Genomic DNA, 17,515 nt, shown 5'->3' with positions numbered 1-17,515 from the left:
TCGACCACATGCGCGAGCGTCTACGCTGTCGCGTGTGGACGCTCTCGCCGGGCTGCTGGACGGGCCGCGCGCCCAAGGCGCTTTCCTGCTCAAGGTCGTGCTCGATCCGCCGTGGTCGTTGCGGATCGCGGACGAGGCACCTCTGGCGGTCTTCACCGTCCTCGACGGCGAGGCGTGGTTCGTCCACCCGGCGATGGACGGGCCGGTCGAGCTGGCGCTCGGCGACACGGTGGTCACCTGCGGGCCCGATCACTACGTCGTCGCGGACCGGCCCGACCGCGCCCCGACGCTCTTCATCGGTCCCGGCGGCGACTGCCGCGACGCGGCGGGGAACCACCTCGCGGACCTCATGAGCCTCGGTGTGCGGACCTGGGGGAACGATCCGAGCGGCTCGGCGACGCTGCTGACCGGCGCGTACGCCCTCGACGGTGAGGTCGGTGCGCGGCTGCTGCGCGCCCTGCCGCCCGCGCTCGTGCTGCCGCGGGCCGAGTGGAACTCGCCGATCGCCGCACTTCTGGCCGCCGAGATCGGGCGCGACGAGCCGGGCCAGGAAGCGGTGCTCGACCGGCTGCTCGACCTCCTGCTGATCAGCGCGTTGCGCGCGTGGTTCGCCCGCCCCGACGCGGAACCGCCCGCCTGGTACGCGGCGAACGCGGATCCGCTCGTCGGCCGGGCGCTGCAACTGCTGCACCACAACCCGGCGCGGCCGTGGACGGTGGGCTCGCTCGCCGCGGCGACGGGCGTCTCCCGCGCGACGCTGGCGCGCCGTTTCACCGAGCTGGTGGGCGAGCCGCCGATGCAGTTCCTGACCGGCTGGCGCCTCGCGCTCGCCGCGGACCTGCTGCGCGACCCGGACACGACGCTGGCCGCCGTCGCCCGCCGGGTCGGGTACAGCAGCCCGTTCGCGCTGAGCACGGCCTTCAAGCGGGCCCGCGGCGTGAGCCCCCGGGAGCACCGCGCCACCTCGGCCTGACCGGCGGCCGCCGCCGGTCACGAGCCCGACCGCCCGTCGAGTGCGCCGCGCACGACGTCGCCCACGCCGAGCCCGTGGTCGAGGATCCGCTGCTCGGCCAACCCGGCGACGGTCGCGGCGATGTTGTACTGGCTGGTCGAGCCCGGGGTGAGGTACTGGGCGTGCAGCACCGAGCCCGCCGAGGCGGTGCCGTCGGGCAACGTTGCGGCGCGGGCCGACAACCCGGTGACACCCTCGAGCCGGTTCGGGTCGTCGCCGAACCACCCGAGGTCCGCGACCGGGTCCCACGACGCCTCGACGACCCCCGTGTGGTCGGCGGGCACGTGGAGAGCGTCGACGTGGTCGATCCCGATGCCGGGCGATCCGAACAGCACGGCGTCGTCGACCCCGACGGCCTGCTGCAGGGCGTAGCCGGTGGTCAGGGATCCGTAGGAGTGGCCGAGCGCGGTGAGGTGCGGATCGGTGCGCCGCGACGCGTCGACCCCCTCGTAGAAGCGGGCCAGGTCCGCGCCACCCGCGCGGGCGGCGTCCGGAGTGCCGACGCCGAGCAGCCCGACCGGCACGTCGTAGCCCAGCCAGGCCACCGCAGCGACGGACTCGCCGTGGCGGCCGGCGCCGTCCAGCGCGGCGAGCGACCGAGCACGCAGCGCGTCCGCCTGATCGGCCACCCCGGTGAGGTCACCCCGGACGGTGTTGCCGAATCCGGGGGTGAGCACGGCGACGTGCTCGGCGGCGTCGACGTCACCGACCGCGACCGCGGCCCGGGGGCGCGCCAGGTCCAGGTCCAGCAGCAGGAGCCGACGGTCGGAGCCGGAGATCGTCGCGCGGACGGCGTCGAGCACCTGCCGACGCCGGTGCAGCTCGCCGAGCCGGCCGAGCAGATTGTTGCGCTCGGTGAGCCACACCGCCTCCAGCGAGGCCGGCCCCGCGGCCGTGAGCGCGTCGTAGCGCGCCCGCACCGACCGGAGGTCGGCGTCGAGCCGGGCGACCTGCGCGCCGAGCAGGGCCCGGTTCGCCTCGTCGCGGACCGCGGACGGGAGGCCGTCGCGGTTCCCGACCCACTCGGGATGCTCGGCGACGACCGTGCGCTGTGCCGCCGGGGACAGCGCGGACCACCAGCCTGCGCTGTCTGCGGGCGTCCCGTCCGGCGGCGCGACCACACCGATCGCGGCGGCGGACGACCCGGTGGAGGCGGCCGGGTCCGCTCCGCTCTGCGCGACGGCCATGAGCAACGCGGCGAGGTCCGCGTCGAGCACCGCGGACGCGCGCAGCACCTGCTCGACGCGGTCCACGATCTCGGCCTGCACCGCCGGCCTGGTGTCGGCGGTACCGGGGCCCGACAGCGCGGTGTCGGCGACGGTGCCGTCGGCCGCGATGGTGAACCCGTTCGCGTCGGCGAGATCATGGGCCTGGGCGAGGGCTGCCTGGATCCCGCCGACCGCGTCGGACGCGGCACGGGCCCCGGCCTGCACCGAGACGACGTCGGTCGCCAGCATCCTCAGCAGGGTCGCCACGCGCTCGTGGCCGGCACGAGCCGCATCCGCGGCGGCACCGCGCCACGCGTCCGGCGGCCGGGCCCGCTCGAGTGCCTCACAGATGGTGGCGAGTGCCCGGCCGGTGGCCTCGAGCCGGACAGCCACGGCGTCCAGTCCGGCCGCCGACCACCGCCGCACCTGCCCCAGGGCGGCCGCCGTCACTGCTCCCCCACCAGCGACGCGACCGCCCTGCGCTCCGCCGCGTGGTAGCCGTCAGCCGCGATCTGCAGCGCCCCGGCCTGCCGCGCCACCGCATCCGTCGCCGCCGTGAGCCGCGCCCCCCACGCCACGGCCAGCGTGGCCGCCGCAGCGCCTGCCGCGCCACCGGGCAGTGCCGTCCCGACTGCCGCGACGGCCTCCTCCAGTGGCAGCACGGCCAGGCCGTCGGCCACCGGGGCACCCGCCCGGCCGGCCTCGCGCAGCACCTCGACCGGGACCTCGAATCCGTTCATGGCGCCGGACGCTACGACCTCGGCGGCGGCACGCGGGGCGGTTTCCGCACTTCACAGAGGTATTCGGATCCTCGCAACCGCTGTGGCGGGTGTGCGGGCCACACAGGGTGCGCGGCTCACCGGTGCCCCGGCGAGCACGCGCGGAACGGCCTCCGCCATCTGCAGCACCCGCCGCGCCCGCTGCGCCACGGGCAGGTCGACGAACTCGCCGTCGGGCAGCCGCAGCGCCGCCCCGCCTGCGGCGTCGAACGCCTCCAGCACCTCCTGTGCCCACGCGACCTCCCGCTCCGACGGCGTGAACACCTCGTGCAGGACCGGCAGCTGCCGTGGGTGGATCGCGGACTTGCCGGAGAAGCCCAGCGACCGTGCGAACTCGGCCTGGGACCGCAGTTCGGCGTCGTCCGAGAGCCGCGGGAACACGCTGTCGATCGGCGGCTCGATCCCCGCCGCGCGCGAGCAGACCACGAGGTGGCTGCGGACGTAGGCCGTCTGGGCGTTGCCGCCGCTCGTGTTGAGATCGCGCTGCAGGTCCACCCCGCCCATGGCCAGGCGGCGCACGCCCGGCGCCGCCGCGATCTCCTGGGCGGCCAGCACCCCGCGCGCGTTCTCGATCGCGGAGATGATCGGCAGGCCCGGCGCCCGTGCCGCCACCCACGCCACGTCGTCGGGCGACTCCGTCTTGGGGAAGCGGATGCCGTAGGCGTGCTCGGTGACCGCGTCCAGGTCCGCCGCGCACATGTTGGTGCGGGCGGCGTTGACCCGCACCCAGGCCCGCGCCGGCGCCGCCGGGTCGGCCAGCGCGGCGGCGACCATCCGGCGCGCCTCGGCCTTGTGCTGCGGCGGCACCGCGTCCTCGAGGTCGAGCATCAGTGCGTCGGCCCCGGCCGTGAACACCCGGTCGAGCAGCTTGGCGCTGTGCCCGGGAGCGAACAGATAGCTGCGATCCGTCTCACCGGCTCCATCAGACGACACCCTTCTCGCGGAGCACGGCCAGCCGCTCGGCGTCGACCCCGAGCTCGGCGTAGACCGCGTCGTTGTCCTGGCCGAGCCGTCTGCCGGTCCAGCGGATCCCACCGGGGGTGTCACCCAGCCGGAAGATCAGGTTCTGCATCTTCAGCGGGCCGAGGTCCTCGTCGTCGACGGTCGTGATGCCTCGCCGCCCGCACGTCACCCGGCAGACGACGGAGGCGCTCCGCGCGCAGGCGCACGAGTTCGCGAACCGGCCAGCACCCGCAGCTGCCCGCGCCGAACTCGAGCGGCGACTCGCCGTGGCGGGTCACCACGTGTCGATGTCGGTCGGCTTCACCGCCGACCGTCGATGGGCGCAGTAGAGGTCGCGCTTCCGGACTCCGGAAACGTGGTTGCCCTGGAGGGGACGAGGGGAACACCCGGCCCGTGGGCACCAAGACGGACGAATCGGGCATCTCCATCGACCTCGAAGACCTCACCGGCCTGACCGTCGAGGAGGACGACGACGGCGACCCCATACTCGTCGGGGCGGACGGTTCGCCCGTCGACACCTGGCGCGAGGACTACCCCTACGACCACCGGATGTCGCGCGACGAGTACGACCACACCAAACGGCTGCTGCAGATCGAGCTGTTGAAGCTGCAGTCGTGGGTCAAGGAGACCGGCCAGCGGATCGTCGTGCTCTTCGAGGGCCGCGACGCCGCGGGCAAGGGCGGCACGATCAAACGGTTCACCGAGCACCTCAACCCGCGCGGCTCGCGGGTGATCGCGCTGGAGAAGCCCAGCGAGCGCGAGTCGACCCAGTGGTACTTCCAGCGCTACATCGCGCACCTGCCGGCCGCCGGGGAGATCGTGCTGTTCGACCGGAGCTGGTACAACCGCGCCGGGGTCGAGCGGGTGATGGGCTTCGCCGAGGCCCGCGACTATATGGAGTTCCTCCGTGAGGCCCCGGAGCTGGAGCGGATGTTCGTCCGCAGCGGCATCCACCTCATCAAGCTCTGGTTCTCGGTGTCGCGCTCCGAACAGCGCACCCGGTTCGTCATCCGCCAGGTCGATCCGGTGCGGCAGTGGAAGCTCAGCCCGATGGACCTCGAGTCGCTCGACAAGTGGGACGAGTACACCGAGGCCAAGGAGGCGATGTTCTTCTACACCGACACGGCCGACTCGCCGTGGACGGTGATCAAGAGCAACGACAAGAAGCGCGCCCGGCTGGAGGCGATGCGGTTGGTGCTCAGCCGCTTCGACTACCCGGACAAGGACCACGACATCGTCGGCGAGCCCGACCCGCAGATCGTCGGGTCGGCGGCGTCGATCCTCGAGACGGACAAGACCCCGGCGCTGACGCCGCGGCCCGGCAGGGACTGAAACGCCCGTCGGCCCATCGGGTTTCGGCGGTTCGGCCGGTTCACGGGTCCCGTCCGGGCTCTAGCGTCGGCCTTCTGCACCCGCGCGAGAGGTGGACGCGATGTCCGAGGGTCTGGAGACGAGTAGGCGCTGGACCACTCGCCGCCAGCTCGTCGCGTTCGTGGTGGTCGCGCTGGCGGCGTCGTGGTGGCCATGGCCACTGACGTTGCTCAACCCGGACAGCGCGCCGCTGCTGCCGATCGGGCCGACACTCGCCGCCGTGATCCTCACCGCCGTGGCCTGCGGCCGACGGGACGTGAAGGCGCTGCTGCTGCAGCTCGTCCGCTGGCGCGTCCGACCGGTCTGGTACGCGGTGGCACTGCTGGGCCCGATCGCCATGATCGGGCTCTCCGTGCTGCTGAACCGCGCCCTCGGCGCGCCGCTCGCCGGACCGGTGACGTTCCCGCCGTGGTCGCTCCTGCCGATGCTCTTCCTCGTGCGCACCGTCGTCGGCGGACCGCTCGGTGAGGAGCTGGGCTGGCGCGGCTTCCTCCTGCCCCGGCTGCTCCCCCGGTTCCGCCCTGTCGTCGCGAGCCTGCTGATCGCGCCCGTCTGGTTCCTGTTCCATCTCCCGGCGTTCGTGGCGGGGCCGTCGACCGCGCAGCGTCCGCCGCTGCTGTTCCTGCTGTGGATCGTGCCGCTCTCGCTGCTGCACACGTGGCTCTACCTGCGCACACACTGCAGCGTGCTGCTCGTGACCCTCTTCCACGGCACGGTCGACACCGCGAGCTCGGTTCTGTTCCCGCTGTTCACCGGCGCGGCCTACACGCAGCTGTGGGCGATGGCCGTCGTGGTCGCCGCGGTCTGGGCGGCCGGCACCGTCGCGCTCGACCCGATCATGCGTCCCGTCATCCCGCGCACCAGGTAGACCAGTACGGGACGCGGGCCACTCGTCGGGCGTGGTCATTCCCAGGCGCCGACGACCGTCTGGTCCCAGTCGATGACCGACCCCGTCACCACGCCGCTGCGGTCGGACAGGAGGAACACCACGAAGTCGGCGATCTCGTCGACCTGGCCCAGCTTGCCCATCGGCACCGACGCGGCCGCCTTCTCCCGCCAGTCGTCGCCGGCACCGTGGAACCGGCGCTGGGTCGCGTCCTCGCCCTCGGACTCGGTCCACCCGATGTCGAGGCCGTTGATCCGGATCCGGTCCCACCGGTGCGTGAACGCGGCGTTGCGGGTCGCGCCGGCGAGCCCGGACTTCGCCGCGACGTAGGGCGACAGGTAGGGCTGCCCGCCGAGCTCGGAGATCGAGATGATGTTGACGACGGTCCCGGGTGCCTTGCGTCGGACCATGTCGGCGACGACGGCCTGCATCGTGAAGTACGGGCCGCGGAGGTTGACCGCGACGTGCTCGTCGAACAGCTCCGGCGTCGTGTCGAGCAGCGTTCCGCGCGAGGTGAGGCCGGCGGAGTTCACCAGGCAGTCGATCCGCCCGAACTCGGCCACGGCCGCCGCCACCGCCGACCGGGCCTGCCCGACGTCGGCGATGTCGGCCTGCACGAAGCGCGCCGTGTGCCCCTGCTCGGTCAGCTCGCCGACGAGCTTCTCCCCCACCTCCGGACGGCGCCCCGTCACGACGACCGCGGCGCCCTCGCGCACCGCAGCGCGGGCGACGGCCGCGCCGAGGCCCTGGCTCCCGCCGCTGACGAACACGACCTTGTTCTCCAGCAGGGTGATCATCGGTCGCCCTTCAACCGCCGGCTGCCCGCCTCCCACTCCTGCACCACGCCGACCTCGCCCTCGGCGACGCCCAGCGCGCGCAGCTGGGGCAGCTCGCGCAGGCTGCGCTTGAACTCCGCGAAGCCGGGGAACCGGGCGAGGCCGACCACGTGATTCCACAGCTCCTCGGCCTCGTCCGCCGACGGCAGGCGGCTGATCACCGGGCCGAAGAAGGCGGCCCCGTCCGGGGGCTCGAAATGCAGGATCGGCGTGCCGACGTCCTTGCCGGTCAGCGCGAGCGCCTCGTCGGTCTCGGCCTGCACCACCGCGTCCCACGCGGGGTCGTCCAGGGCGTCGGCGAGGCGCGCCGGCAGTCCCGCCTCGGCCAGCACGGGTTCGACGAACGCCCGGGTGCCTCGCCGAGCGTGGTCGTCGGCAGCGTCGGGGACGAACTCGCCGTCGAAGATCCGCGCGCCCAGCGCTTCGTAGAGCCGTCCGACCGCCTCGCGCCCGTGCTCGGCCCGCGTCCGCGCTGTCATCCGCAGGAGCCGCAGGCCTGCGGTGTGGCCGGCCTCGTACTCCGGCGGGAAGTGCGCGGCGTAGTCGACGTGGCTGTTCACCAGCCGTAACGAGATGAAGCGCCAGTCGACGCGGTACCGCCTCCGCGCCGCGACCATCCGCACCCACTTGCTGGTCAGCCAGCAGAACGGGCAGACGGGATCGAAGTAGAGGTGCAGGTCGGCTGCCTCGACGTTGGAGCTGGCCACGAGTGACGCTAACGCGCCGCCCGTCCCTGCGCGTATCGGAGCGCGTCCGACGACACCGGCCCCGAGGTCGGGTAGGCAGTGCCGGTGCCCATGTCACCGACGCTGCAGCTCGTCCTCGACCTCGTCGGGACGTTCGTGTTCGCCCTCAACGGTGCGCTGACCGCGGTACGGACGGCGCGGCTCGACATCGTCGGCGTCGTGACCCTGGGGATGATCACTGCACTCGGCGGCGGCATCCTGCGCGACCTCGTCATCGGGGCAGTGCCGCCGGCCACGTTCGACGACTGGCGCTACCTCGCGGTCGCCACGGCGGGCGGGCTGATCGCGTTCGCCCTTCCTCGCGGGCTGGACAGGCTGAACCTGCCGATCAACCTGCTCGACGCGGCGGGCCTGAGCCTCTTCGCCGTGACGGGGGCGAGCAAGGCTCTCGACTTCGGGCTCGGAGCCGGTCAGGCGATCATCCTCGGCGCGGTCACCGGGGTCGGCGGCGGCACCGTGCGCGACGTCCTGATCGGGCGGATACCCGCTGTGCTGCACAGCGGGTTGTACGCGATTCCCGCGCTCATCGGGGCCGCGGTCACCGTCGCCGCGAGCCGGCTGGACATGTACGGCCTGGCCGCCGCGGCGGTGGCCGCGACGGCCTGTTTCGCCGTGCGCCTGCTCGGGATCGTGTTCGCCCTCGACGCTCCCCGGCCGCCGCAGTCGCGGCCGAGCGGGTGACCGGCAGCGTCGTCAGAGCACGTGCTGGCCGTACATCTCGCCGAGCGGGTCGGAGATCAGCTCGATGCGCGCACCGTCGGGGTCGCGGAAGTACACCGACACCTCACTGTGCACCTCGTGCGGCACCCCGGCTTCGGTCAACCGTTCGACGAGCTGCTGCCACCGGTCGGGCGCGACGCTGATCGCCATGTGGTGCAGGCCGCCGAGGACCTCGGCGTAGGGACCGACGTCCAGGCCCGGGAAGTCGAAGAAGGCCACGAGGTTGCCGTTGCCGATGTCGAAGAAGAAGTGCGAGGAGCCCGGGTAGTCGCGGTTCTCGATCAGCTCCGTGAGCGGGAAGCCCAGCACGTCCTGGTAGAAGCGCACGGTCCGCTCGACGTCGCTGCTGATCAGCGCGGTGTGGTGCAGCCCGCGTGCGGTCGACTGCGGCCGCTCGTCGAGCGGCTTCAGGTAGGCGTCGCGGATGCGGGTGCGCTCGGCTTCGCGGGTCGCGGGGTCGGTGACGGCCATCGCAGGGTCCTCTCGGGTCGGATCGGGTCAGGCGCCGCGCAGCAGCGCTTCGAACGGCATCGCGCTCGCGAACGGGTCGGCCGCGGCGGCCGCCGGTCGCTGCGCGACGAGGTCGGCGAGCTCGCCGGCGGCGCGCTCGATGCGCCGGACGAGGTCGCGGTTCGTCGCGTCCCCTGCTCCCCAGTCCTCCGCCGCCGCGAAGACGGCGGTCGGCGCGACGACCGTGCGCAGGTAGGCGAACAGCGGCCGCAGGGCGTGCTCGAGTGCGAGCGAGTGCCGGGCAGTCCCGGCGGTCGCGCCCAGGAGCACGGGCTTGCCCGTCAGGGCGTCCTTGTCGACGACGTCGAAGAACGTCTTGAACAGGCCGCTGTACGAGGCCGAGAAGATCGGCGTGACGGCGATCAGGCCGTCGGCCCCGGTGACGGTGTCGAGCGCCTCGCGCAGGCTCGTGTTCGCGAACCCCGTGACGAGGTTGTCGGCGAGGTCGCGGGCGTGCTCGCGCAGCTCCACGACCTCGACGGTGGCGTCGGCACCGCGCTCGCGCAGCGCGTCGACGGTCGCTGCGGTGAGCCGGTCGGCCAGCAGCCGGGTCGACGAGGGGACCGACAGCCCGGCGCTGACGACGGCGAGGGTGCGGGTGCTCATGCGTTCACGACCTGTCCGGTGACCTCGTTCGATTCCATGGGGTCCGCCGGGGCGTGGACGGTCGCGTCGTGCGCGCCGCCCTGCGCAGCGACGAGCGAGGCGTGCGTCGGGGCGTCGGGAACGTGCGCGGGCTTGAGCGCGGCGAACTCCTTGCGCAGCACCGGCACGACCTCCTCACCCAGGATGTCGAGCTGCTCGAGCACGGTCTTGAGCGGCAGTCCGGCGTGGTCGATCAGGAACAGCTGGCGCTGGTAGTCGCCGACGTAGTCGCGGAAACCGAGCGTCCGCTCGATGACCTGTTGCGGGCTGCCGACCGTCAGCGGCGTCTCCCGGCTGAAATCCTCCAGCGACGGGCCGTGCCCGTAAACGGGCGCGTTGTCGAAGTAGGGCCGGAACTCCCGGACGGCGTCCTGGCTGTTCTTCCGCATGAACACCTGTCCCCCGAGACCGACGATGGCCTGGTCCGCCTGGCCATGGCCGTAGTGCTCGAACCTGCGGCGGTAGAAGTCGACCATCCGCTGGGTGTGCTGCTTGGGCCAGAAGATGTGGTTGTGGAAGAAGCCGTCGCCGTAGTACGCGGCCTGCTCGGCGATCTCCGGGCTGCGGATCGAGCCGTGCCAGACGAACGGCGGAACCCCGTCGAGGGGGCGCGGCGTCGAGGTGAAGCCCTGCAGCGGCGTGCGGAACTTGCCCTCCCAGTCGACGACGTCCTCGCGCCACAACCGGCGCAGCAGCGCGTAGTTCTCGATCGCGAGCGGGATGCCGTCGCGGATGTCCTGCCCGAACCAGGGGTAGACGGGGCCGGTGTTGCCGCGGCCCATCATCAGGTCGACCCGGCCGTCGGCCAGGTGCTGCAGCATCGCGTAGTCCTCGGCGATCTTCACCGGGTCGTTCGTGGTGATGAGCGTCGTGGCCGTCGAGAGCTGCAGCCGCTCGGTACGCGCGGCGACGTGGGCCAGCGTGGTGGTGGGCGACGACGAGAAGAACGGCGGGTTGTGGTGCTCGCCCAGTGCGAAGACGTCGAGCCCGACCTCCTCGACCTTCTCCGCGATGCGCAGCACCGCCTTGATCCGCTCCGCCTCGGTGGGGGCGCGGCCGGTCGTGGGGTCGGTCGTGATGTCGCTGACCGAGAAGACCCCGAACTGCATGACAACCTCCGGTAGTTGATACGTCAACTAGCTCGTTCAACGCCCGCCTCGCCGAGCTATTCCCTTGTCGTTGACGCGTCACCGACCCTACCCATAGCGTTGATGACGCGTCAACGAACTGGAGTAGACTCCTTCCCATGACCGATCCTCGCTGGCTCGACGACCGCGAGCAGCGGGCATGGCGCGGATACCTGGCGATGCAGGGCCGGCTCCAGGCCCACCTCAACCGCCGACTGCAGGCCGACTCCGGCCTGTCGCTGGCCGACTTCGAGGTGCTCGTGGCACTGACCGACGTCCCGGACGGGCGCGCGCGGGTGCGCGAGCTCGCGGAGGCGGTGCAGTGGGAGAAGAGCCGCCTGTCGCACCACCTGGCCCGGATGGAGCGGCGGGGCCTGATCGAGCGCCAGGAGTGCGAGGACGACGCCCGGGGCGCGTTCGTCGCCCTGACCCCGGAGGGCCGCCGCGCGATCGAGCAGGCCGCCCCCCCGCACGTCGAGACCGTCCGTTCGGCGATGTTCGACGGGCTCGACGCGGACGAGGTGGAGACGCTGGCGCACATCGCCGAGGTGGTGCTGGGGCGGATCGGCACGCGGTAGCCGGGTGGGTCACCAGCGGGGCGGACCGATCGGCGTCGGGTCGACTGCGCCTCGGGCGACGAGTTCGCGGTGCACCCGGATCGCCACCTCCCGCGGGCTGAACACCGTGCCCGCACCGAGCCGGAGCACGTCCCAGTCGCGCCGGGTCACGTAGGCCTCCCGACGCAGGTCGCGTATCGCTCGCTCGGCGGTGCGGTGCCCTCGGCCGTCGTACTCGATCGCCAGCCGGTCTCGGGATAGGCCAGGTCGAGCAGGAACGGGCCCACCGGGAACTGCAACTGCGGCGGCGGCAGCCCGTAGCGGTGACCTCCGCCGGTGCGTCCGCCGGCGCGCACGACGCACCGAGCACTTCGGCGGCCGAGTACCCGACCAGCACTCCGCGCGCGCCGACGTACACGGCGGCGGCCCGCGACCGCAGCAACAGGTTCGGCTCGGCCGCGGCCGGGGCGTAGACGTCGGGCAGCAGTCGGCGGAACCGCGGTCCGTACAAACGATCACGGGTCAGGATTCCGGCGGCCACCGCCGCCGACCCTCGGAACGGCCCTCGAGATTCATGCGGAACCAGACGGATCCCGACCCCGCCCGGTTCCCCCACACCGCGAGCGGACCTTCAGTCGCGTAGCGACCCGACCCACGATTCGCTCACCAGCCGCGCCCGCGCGCCGGGTCGACCCCAGCACCGCGAGCGGAGCACCAGTCGCCCACCAACCCGACTCCCGCTCCGCTCAGCCACGGATCGTCGTCCTAGACACCGCGAACGGAGCACCAGTCGGGCAGCAACCCGACCCACGACCCGTTCACCGCCGGCGGGACTCCAGTCCCTCGCCCGGACCGTCACGTTGCTTCGGGCACCGGACCCAGCCGGCGGTACTCCCGGATCACCAACACGATCACGAGCACGTCGATCGCGGCCAGGACCGGGAGCAGCACCGATCCTGTCTGGACGGCCCGGTAGATCTCGTACCCCACGAACCCACCCAGCACCACCACCGCGACCGGGTAGGCCGGCCGCACGCGCCGGGCCAGCGCGATCACCAGGCCGCACTTGGTGAGCCCGTGCAGGAGCAGGTACACCACCGCGAAGGTCCGGTCGGAGCCGACGAGGTGCTCCTCCCCCGTCGCGAACCGCTCGGCCAGCGCGCTGTGCGGGCCGCCGAGGAGGTGGTGGTCGAGGACCAGTTGCACCAGCCCGTCGAGCAGGTGCGCCGAACCGAACGCCAACGCCAGGGCGGCGAGGAGCTCCACCGCACCGTCGAGCCCCTTGACCAGCAGGGCGGCGCGGAACAGGTTCTCGCCCGACGAGCGGCTGGTCCCCGGCCCCGCGGTCAGGTCCGCCGCCCCGGTCCGTGCATCGCGGTGCGTCTACTCGGCCGCGTAGCGCTGCTGGTACGGCGCGCGGCCCACCCGGATCGCGCTGCTCGCGGCACCGCCGACGAGGCTGCCGATCGCGAGGCCGATCACGAGGTGGATCACCGACTGGGCCAGGGCGATCGCCAGCGGTACGCCGGCCAGGAGCGGCATCACCACCGCGACCGCCGTGAGCAGGCCGACGATCCAGCTGAAGTACGACAACGGCCGCGGGGTGGCCAGGAGCAGCAGGTGCACCAGGCCGGTCGCCACGAGCGCGGCCGCCGCGGCGCCCACGCAGAGGACGACGGTGTCGCCGTCGCCGAGCGCCCCGGCCTCCTTGGGCGCGTACAGCGCGATCCGCAGGACGGCCCGGACGATCAGCACGCCGACGAGCGCGATCAGCGCGGCGACGACCGCCGTGGCGAGCCCGCCTGCCCAGAGCCGGGTGGCGTCGACCGGAACGCGGTCCGAGCCACCGGGTTGCGGCCCGCCAGGGGGTCCACCGGGCGGCCCGCCCGGATACCCCCCAGGTGGCCCGCCGCCGTACTCGCCATGAGCGGTCATGACGGTCTCCCCCCGCACCCCGCGTGACGCAGCGTCCGCTGCTGATCGTGTGCATGGTGCCCGAGCCCCGAACTCCCGTCCAGGGACACCGTTCTCACTCACTCCGGAAAGCACACCGGAATGCACCTGAAAGAGACGAGGGGTAGCTATATCGGCAGGTGCACGCAAAGCTGATCACCCGTAGTCGGTGAGGGGGCGGGGATGACCGAGCGGATGGTCGACAGCGGTACCTCGGAGAACGACGGTCGCGGCGGTGGCAAGCCGGAAGGACCACCCCCGGCACCGGCAACACCCGTCGCGGAACCCCGCGCCGCAGCACAACCCGCGCCGGCGGCGCCCCGCGCGGAGCCGACCGCCGCTCCGCGCCCGGAGCCCCAGCCGGCACCGGCGGTGGACGCCTCCTTCGAGGCGCGGGCGTCGCGGTTCACCGCAGCACTGCCAGAGGCACTGCGGCGCATCCCGTTCACCGCCTCGGTGGTGGTCGTGACGCTGGTGGTGGGCGTCGTCGCCCGCACCGTGTGGACCCCCATCTGGCGGGAGGCGTGGTTCCACCAGGTCGCCTACGGCCTGCCGGGGCTGCGCGAGGGGAAGATCTGGACGCTGCTGACCGGCTGGTTCTTCTACCTGACTCCCGGCCAGTACCTCAGCGGCCTGATCATGTTCGCGATCATCGTGGGCGCCTGCGAGATGCGGCTGGGCACCCGTGCCGTCGCGGTCGCCGCCGTCGCCGGCGAGATCGGCGGGATCCTGCTGGCGTCGTTGCTGGTCTGGGCGCTCTCGGCCACCTCGTGGCCGTGGGCGGTCGCCCTGACGCAGGTGCGCGACGTCGGCTTCACCACCGGGGCGCTCACCGTCCTCGCCGTCACGACCGCCGCGCTGCGCTCACCGTGGCGGCTGCGGGTGCGGGCGGCGCTGTGGTTCTACGTCACCGTCGCGTTCCTGTTCGAGGGCACGCTCTCCGATGTGGCCCACGCGATCGCGGTCGTGATCGGGGTCCTCGTCGGACAGCGGCTGTTCGGTGTGGAACCGGGATTCGGGCCACGAACGCGTCGCGAGACCCGCATGCTCGCCTTCGGCGGTCTGATCGCGCTCGGCCTCACGGAGCTCGTGGTGCTGCTCTTCCCCGGGCGCGGACCGTTCGGCTCCGTGGCCGGGCTGGCCGGTCCGACGGCGGACGTCGTCATCGACCTCGTGATCATCGCCGTGGTGGCCAACGCGCTGCGGGTGGGCAAGAAGTGGGCATGGTGGCTCACGGTCCTCTACGGCCTGCTGAACATCGGCGCCGCGGCGCTCGCACTCGTGGCCATCTTCACCGGGAATCTCCCCACCGGGGCTCCCCTGCTGCTCGGCAGCGCGCTGCTGTGGCTCGGCGAGATCGGCCTGCTCGTCTTCAACCGAGGAGCGTTCCGGGTCCCGCTGCGGCGTCGCGTACCGGGTGGGGTCGCGGCGGCGGAGGGCGACAGCATGGCCCGCGCCCGCGCCCTGCTCATGGCCGTCGGCGGCTCGACCATGTCGTGGATGACGACGTGGCCGGAGATGCGCTACTACTTCATGGCCGACGGGCGCGGGTACGTCGGCTACGAGCGGCACGCCGGCGTCGCGCTCGCGCTGTCGGACCCGGTGGTGCCCGACGGCACGATCGCCGACGCGGTGGCCGAGTTCACCAGGCGCGCCGAGCAGGGCGGCCTCACTCCCTGCCTGTTCTCGGTGACCGACGCCGCGGCCGACGCCGCGCGGACGGCGGGCTGGCGGACCGTGCAGATCGCCGAAGACACGATCATCGATCTGGCCGGGCTCGCCTTCAAGGGCAAGAAGTGGCAGGACGTGCGGTCGGCGCTGAACAAGGCCAAGCGCGAGTCGATCACGTTCCGGATGACGACCCTCGCCGAGGAGCCCTTCGCCGTTCTCGCCCAGGTGCGGGCGATCTCCGAGCAGTGGGTCGGGGAGAAGGGGTTGCCGGAGATGGGCTTCACCCTCGGCGGCGTCGACGAGGCCCTCGACCCGGCGGTGAAGGTGGGTCTGGCGATCGACAACACCGGCAGCATCCACGGGGTGGCCTCGTGGCTGCCGGTGTACGCCGAGGGCGGTCAGGTGCGGGGCTGGACCCTCGACGTGATGCGACGCCGCGACGACGGCTTCCGGTCCGTCATGGAGTTCATGATCGCGTCGGCGTGCCTGTCCTTCCAGCAGACCGGAGCCGAGTTCGTCTCGCTGTCCGGTGCACCGCTGGCCCGCAGCGAGCAGTCCGGCGAGGAGCTCGACCGCACCGACCGTCTGCTGGACAAGCTCGGTGCGTCGCTCGAGCCCTTCTACGGCTTCCGCTCGTTGCACGCCTTCAAGGCGAAGTTCGCGCCCCGGTACGAGCCGATCCACCTCGCCTTCCGCGACGAGGCGGATCTCCCCCGGATCGGCGTGGCCCTCACCAGGGCCTATCTGCCCGACGCCACACCCCGTCAGCTGCTCGCCGCCGGCCTCTCGGCGCGCGGCGAGCAGGCCGACGCGGGTGTGCGGTGAGCGCGCGAGGCGAGGGCGCGACGACCCGGAACACCTACGAACTGCAGGGCGCGGTCGCTGCGGCCGCGCGCGCGTCCGGTCACCCCGTGCTCGACGGCGGGCGGGGCCAGCCGAACTGGACGGTCACCACCCCGCGGGCCGCCTTCTTTCGGCTCGGCGAGTTCGCGGTGGGGGCGACGGGCGCGACGTCCGCGATCACCACGGCCGACCCCTACTGGGGCACCGCGCCGGCGGCGGACGGGCTGGCCACGAGACTGGCCGCCGAGCTCGCCGTGGACCCGGCACCGGGAGCACGGTTCCTCGTCGACGCCGTGCAGTGGGGCCAGGACGAGCTGGGCTTCGAGGCCGACGCCTGGGTCGCCGAGCTCGTGCGCGGCGTGCTCGGGGCGGGGTATCCCGCGCCGAACCGGATCCTCCGGCACGTCGAGCGGGTGCTCGAGGCCTACCTCGTCGACGTGGCGGGTGCCGAGCCGGGACCGCCCGGCCGCTTCCGACTGTTCGCCACCGAGGGCGGCGCCGCCGCGATGGCGTACGTGTTCCGCACGCTCCAGGAGAACCGGCTGATCCGGCGCGGCGACAGGATCGCCATCGCCACGCCGATCTTCACCCCGTACCTCGAGATCCCGCTGCTCGAGGACTTCGGGTTCGACGTCGTGGAGCTGCGCTCGGCGCACAACGCCGATCACCGGTTCGACGAGCACACCCTCGAGGCTTTGCGCGATCCCAGGATCAAGGCCTTCTTCGTGGTCAACCCGGGCAACCCGGACTCCCGTGCCATCCGGCCCGCCCGCCTGGCGCAGCTGCGCGACCTGGTGCTGCGCGACCGCCCGGATCTGATCGTCGTCGCCGACACCGCCTACGCCACGTTCGTCGACGGCTTCCGGAGCATCCTCGCCGAGCTGCCCCGCAACGTGATCCTGGTGCACTCCTTCTCGAAGAACTTCGGGGCGACCGGCAACCGGCTGGGGTTCGTCGCGGTCGGCGACGACACGGTCGCGGACGAGCTGATCGCGGCGCAGGACGACGTCGACCAGGAGGCGGCCCGCCGCCGGTACGGCTCGATCACCTCCGACGTCCCCGCGCTGCCGTTCGTCTCGCGGCTGGTGGCCGACAGCCGCGAGGTCGCGCTGCACAACATCACCGGCCTCGCGACCCCCGACCAGGTGCAGATGACGCTGTTCGCGCTGGCCCATCTCATGCCGGAGGGGCAAGCACAACGCGCGGCGATCCGCACGGAACTCGCCGCCCGGCACCGGGCGCTCCTGGGCCCGCTCGAGGTCGAGCCGCCCGGCGGGAACGACGCCCAGTACTACGCGCTGATCGACCTTGCCGGCGTGGTGACGGCATGTCACGGGGCCGACGCCATGACGGCGCTCGCCGAGCGCGCGGATCCCGGCGACATCCCGATGCTGCTCGCCCGGGACCACGGCGTGGTGGTGATGCCCGGCGCCGGGTTCGGCGGCCTCACCTGGGACGTCCGGGTGTGCCTCGCCGCGCTGACCCTCGACGAGCTCGCCGCGGTCGGCTCGGCGATCAGGGCCGTGGTCGACCGGCTCGTGACCGGCTGAACCGGATCTTGCCGGGCGGGGGCCGGTCGGTTACGGTGTGATCAGCACGACCGAGGGGGATGCGCACTTGGGGCGCCTCGCCAGGTTCAATTCCTGGGTCCTCCACCACATACGGGCAGCCGTGGTTTCGATCCCGGC

General features: G+C 72.7%; 20 protein-coding genes. 7 read left to right on the top strand and 13 right to left on the bottom strand.

The features are described 5' to 3' along the window. Positions 1-34 precede the first annotated feature (34 nt). Positions 35-973 carry an AraC family transcriptional regulator gene (locus RM445_RS09775; RefSeq protein ID WP_311555840.1) on the top strand — a complete coding sequence of 313 codons (939 nt, stop codon included), beginning with the start codon at positions 35-37 and terminating at the stop codon, positions 971-973. A 17-nt stretch (positions 974-990) separates the two neighbouring features. Here the strand turns inward: RM445_RS09775 and RM445_RS09770 are convergent, their stop codons facing one another. From RM445_RS09770 to RM445_RS09755, 4 genes are read right to left on the bottom strand one after another with little or no spacing between them, the layout of a single operon-like run. Continuing rightward, positions 991-2,670, bottom strand: coding sequence for an alpha/beta hydrolase (locus RM445_RS09770; RefSeq protein WP_311555839.1), 1,680 nt, complete (start codon positions 2,668-2,670; stop codon positions 991-993). Beyond that, a complete protein-coding gene (locus RM445_RS09765; RefSeq protein WP_311555838.1) occupies positions 2,667-2,960 on the bottom strand; it encodes a hypothetical protein in 294 nt (97 codons plus the stop codon). The genes RM445_RS09770 and RM445_RS09765 overlap by 4 nt, the downstream gene beginning before the upstream one ends. A gap of 51 nt (positions 2,961-3,011) precedes the next feature. Beyond that, positions 3,012-3,932 carry an HpcH/HpaI aldolase/citrate lyase family protein gene (locus RM445_RS09760; RefSeq protein WP_311555837.1) on the bottom strand — a complete coding sequence of 307 codons (921 nt, stop codon included), beginning with the start codon at positions 3,930-3,932 and terminating at the stop codon, positions 3,012-3,014. Further along, the gene (locus tag RM445_RS09755) at positions 3,922-4,131 is read right to left on the bottom strand and encodes a hypothetical protein (protein ID WP_311555836.1); all 210 of its coding nucleotides are present in this window, start codon (positions 4,129-4,131) and stop codon (positions 3,922-3,924) included. Before RM445_RS09755 ends, RM445_RS09760 begins: the two co-directional genes overlap by 11 nt. Before the next feature lie 224 nt (positions 4,132-4,355). Here RM445_RS09755 and ppk2 point away from each other — a divergent pair, with 224 nt between their 5' ends. Further along, entirely contained in the window at positions 4,356-5,294 is a 939-nt protein-coding gene (ppk2, locus tag RM445_RS09750; protein ID WP_311555835.1) for a polyphosphate kinase 2, read from the top strand. A 100-nt stretch (positions 5,295-5,394) separates the two neighbouring features. After that, on the top strand, positions 5,395-6,201 hold the full coding sequence (locus RM445_RS09745) for a CPBP family intramembrane glutamic endopeptidase (RefSeq protein ID WP_311555834.1): 807 nt from the start codon (positions 5,395-5,397) through the stop codon (positions 6,199-6,201). A 35-nt stretch (positions 6,202-6,236) separates the two neighbouring features. Here RM445_RS09745 and RM445_RS09740 read toward each other — a convergent pair whose 3' ends face one another. Together RM445_RS09740 and RM445_RS09735 are read right to left on the bottom strand one after the other, a co-directional pair. Then, the gene (locus RM445_RS09740; RefSeq protein ID WP_311555833.1) at positions 6,237-7,016 is read right to left on the bottom strand and encodes an SDR family oxidoreductase; all 780 of its coding nucleotides are present in this window, start codon (positions 7,014-7,016) and stop codon (positions 6,237-6,239) included. Continuing rightward, complete coding sequence (locus RM445_RS09735) at positions 7,013-7,762, bottom strand: mycothiol-dependent nitroreductase Rv2466c family protein (RefSeq protein ID WP_311555832.1); 750 nt, start codon at positions 7,760-7,762, stop codon at positions 7,013-7,015. The genes RM445_RS09740 and RM445_RS09735 overlap by 4 nt, the downstream gene beginning before the upstream one ends. Before the next feature lie 90 nt (positions 7,763-7,852). Here RM445_RS09735 and RM445_RS09730 point away from each other — a divergent pair, with 90 nt between their 5' ends. After that, on the top strand, positions 7,853-8,482 hold the full coding sequence (locus RM445_RS09730) for a trimeric intracellular cation channel family protein (protein ID WP_311556021.1): 630 nt from the start codon (positions 7,853-7,855) through the stop codon (positions 8,480-8,482). A gap of 12 nt (positions 8,483-8,494) precedes the next feature. Here the strand turns inward: RM445_RS09730 and RM445_RS09725 are convergent, their stop codons facing one another. The 3 genes from RM445_RS09725 to RM445_RS09715 are packed head-to-tail and all read right to left on the bottom strand — an operon-like array spanning position 8,495 to position 10,785. Then, positions 8,495-8,992 (bottom strand): VOC family protein, encoded by a 498-nt coding sequence (locus tag RM445_RS09725; RefSeq protein WP_311555831.1) that lies wholly within the window; start codon positions 8,990-8,992, stop codon positions 8,495-8,497. Positions 8,993-9,019: 27 nt separating this feature from the next. Next, positions 9,020-9,637 (bottom strand): FMN reductase, encoded by a 618-nt coding sequence (locus tag RM445_RS09720; RefSeq protein ID WP_311555830.1) that lies wholly within the window; start codon positions 9,635-9,637, stop codon positions 9,020-9,022. Continuing rightward, entirely contained in the window at positions 9,634-10,785 is a 1,152-nt protein-coding gene (locus RM445_RS09715) for an LLM class flavin-dependent oxidoreductase (RefSeq protein ID WP_311555829.1), read from the bottom strand. The genes RM445_RS09720 and RM445_RS09715 overlap by 4 nt, the downstream gene beginning before the upstream one ends. A 137-nt stretch (positions 10,786-10,922) precedes the next feature. Here RM445_RS09715 and RM445_RS09710 point away from each other — a divergent pair, with 137 nt between their 5' ends. Continuing rightward, entirely contained in the window at positions 10,923-11,381 is a 459-nt protein-coding gene (locus tag RM445_RS09710) for a MarR family winged helix-turn-helix transcriptional regulator (RefSeq protein WP_311555828.1), read from the top strand. A 9-nt stretch (positions 11,382-11,390) separates the two neighbouring features. On the opposite strand, the gene RM445_RS09705 is transcribed toward RM445_RS09710, so the two are convergent. The 4 genes from RM445_RS09705 to RM445_RS09690 all read right to left on the bottom strand — a co-directional run bounded on the left by RM445_RS09705 (position 11,391) and on the right by RM445_RS09690 (position 13,295). Continuing rightward, positions 11,391-11,531 (bottom strand): hypothetical protein, encoded by a 141-nt coding sequence (locus tag RM445_RS09705; protein WP_311555827.1) that lies wholly within the window; start codon positions 11,529-11,531, stop codon positions 11,391-11,393. Beyond that, positions 11,528-11,716, bottom strand: coding sequence for a hypothetical protein (locus RM445_RS09700; RefSeq protein ID WP_311555826.1), 189 nt, complete (start codon positions 11,714-11,716; stop codon positions 11,528-11,530). Before RM445_RS09700 ends, RM445_RS09705 begins: the two co-directional genes overlap by 4 nt. 499 nt (positions 11,717-12,215) lie before the next feature. Further along, positions 12,216-12,653, bottom strand: a complete 438-nt coding sequence (locus RM445_RS09695) for a DUF2127 domain-containing protein (RefSeq protein ID WP_311556020.1) — start codon at positions 12,651-12,653, stop codon at positions 12,216-12,218. Between the two features lie 90 nt (positions 12,654-12,743). After that, entirely contained in the window at positions 12,744-13,295 is a 552-nt protein-coding gene (locus RM445_RS09690) for a DUF6069 family protein (RefSeq protein WP_311555825.1), read from the bottom strand. A 201-nt stretch (positions 13,296-13,496) separates the two neighbouring features. Between RM445_RS09690 and RM445_RS09685 the strand changes: the two genes are divergently transcribed. Together RM445_RS09685 and RM445_RS09680 are read left to right on the top strand one after the other, a co-directional pair. Then, on the top strand, positions 13,497-15,809 hold the full coding sequence (locus RM445_RS09685; protein ID WP_311555824.1) for a bifunctional lysylphosphatidylglycerol flippase/synthetase MprF: 2,313 nt from the start codon (positions 13,497-13,499) through the stop codon (positions 15,807-15,809). Further along, positions 15,806-17,377, top strand: a complete 1,572-nt coding sequence (locus RM445_RS09680) for a bifunctional aspartate transaminase/aspartate 4-decarboxylase (RefSeq protein WP_311555823.1) — start codon at positions 15,806-15,808, stop codon at positions 17,375-17,377. Before RM445_RS09685 ends, RM445_RS09680 begins: the two co-directional genes overlap by 4 nt. Positions 17,378-17,515: the final 138 nt, after the last annotated feature.

This window comes from Pseudonocardia charpentierae (assembly GCF_031845345.1).
Classification (GTDB): Bacteria; Actinomycetota; Actinomycetes; order Mycobacteriales; family Pseudonocardiaceae; genus Pseudonocardia; species Pseudonocardia charpentierae.
Note: the sequence above shows the minus strand (reverse complement) of the source record. Positions and strands in the feature narration are given on the sequence as shown.

Bases quoted from the DNA above. Each gene is read 5' to 3' on its own strand.
- RM445_RS09715 (WP_311555829.1), bottom strand. From the start codon at position 10,785: ATGCAGTTCGGGGTCTTCTCGGTCAGCGACATCACGACCGACCCCACG.
- RM445_RS09720 (WP_311555830.1), bottom strand. From the start codon at position 9,637: ATGAGCACCCGCACCCTCGCCGTCGTCAGCGCCGGGCTGTCGGTCCCC.
- RM445_RS09740 (WP_311555833.1), bottom strand. From the start codon at position 7,016: ATGATCACCCTGCTGGAGAACAAGGTCGTGTTCGTCAGCGGCGGGAGC.
- RM445_RS09685 (WP_311555824.1), top strand. From the start codon at position 13,497: ATGACCGAGCGGATGGTCGACAGCGGTACCTCGGAGAACGACGGTCGC.
- RM445_RS09730 (WP_311556021.1), top strand. From the start codon at position 7,853: ATGTCACCGACGCTGCAGCTCGTCCTCGACCTCGTCGGGACGTTCGTG.
- RM445_RS09725 (WP_311555831.1), bottom strand. From the start codon at position 8,992: ATGGCCGTCACCGACCCCGCGACCCGCGAAGCCGAGCGCACCCGCATC.
- RM445_RS09765 (WP_311555838.1), bottom strand. From the start codon at position 2,960: ATGAACGGATTCGAGGTCCCGGTCGAGGTGCTGCGCGAGGCCGGCCGG.
- RM445_RS09710 (WP_311555828.1), top strand. From the start codon at position 10,923: ATGACCGATCCTCGCTGGCTCGACGACCGCGAGCAGCGGGCATGGCGC.
- RM445_RS09690 (WP_311555825.1), bottom strand. From the start codon at position 13,295: ATGACCGCTCATGGCGAGTACGGCGGCGGGCCACCTGGGGGGTATCCG.
- RM445_RS09745 (WP_311555834.1), top strand. From the start codon at position 5,395: ATGTCCGAGGGTCTGGAGACGAGTAGGCGCTGGACCACTCGCCGCCAG.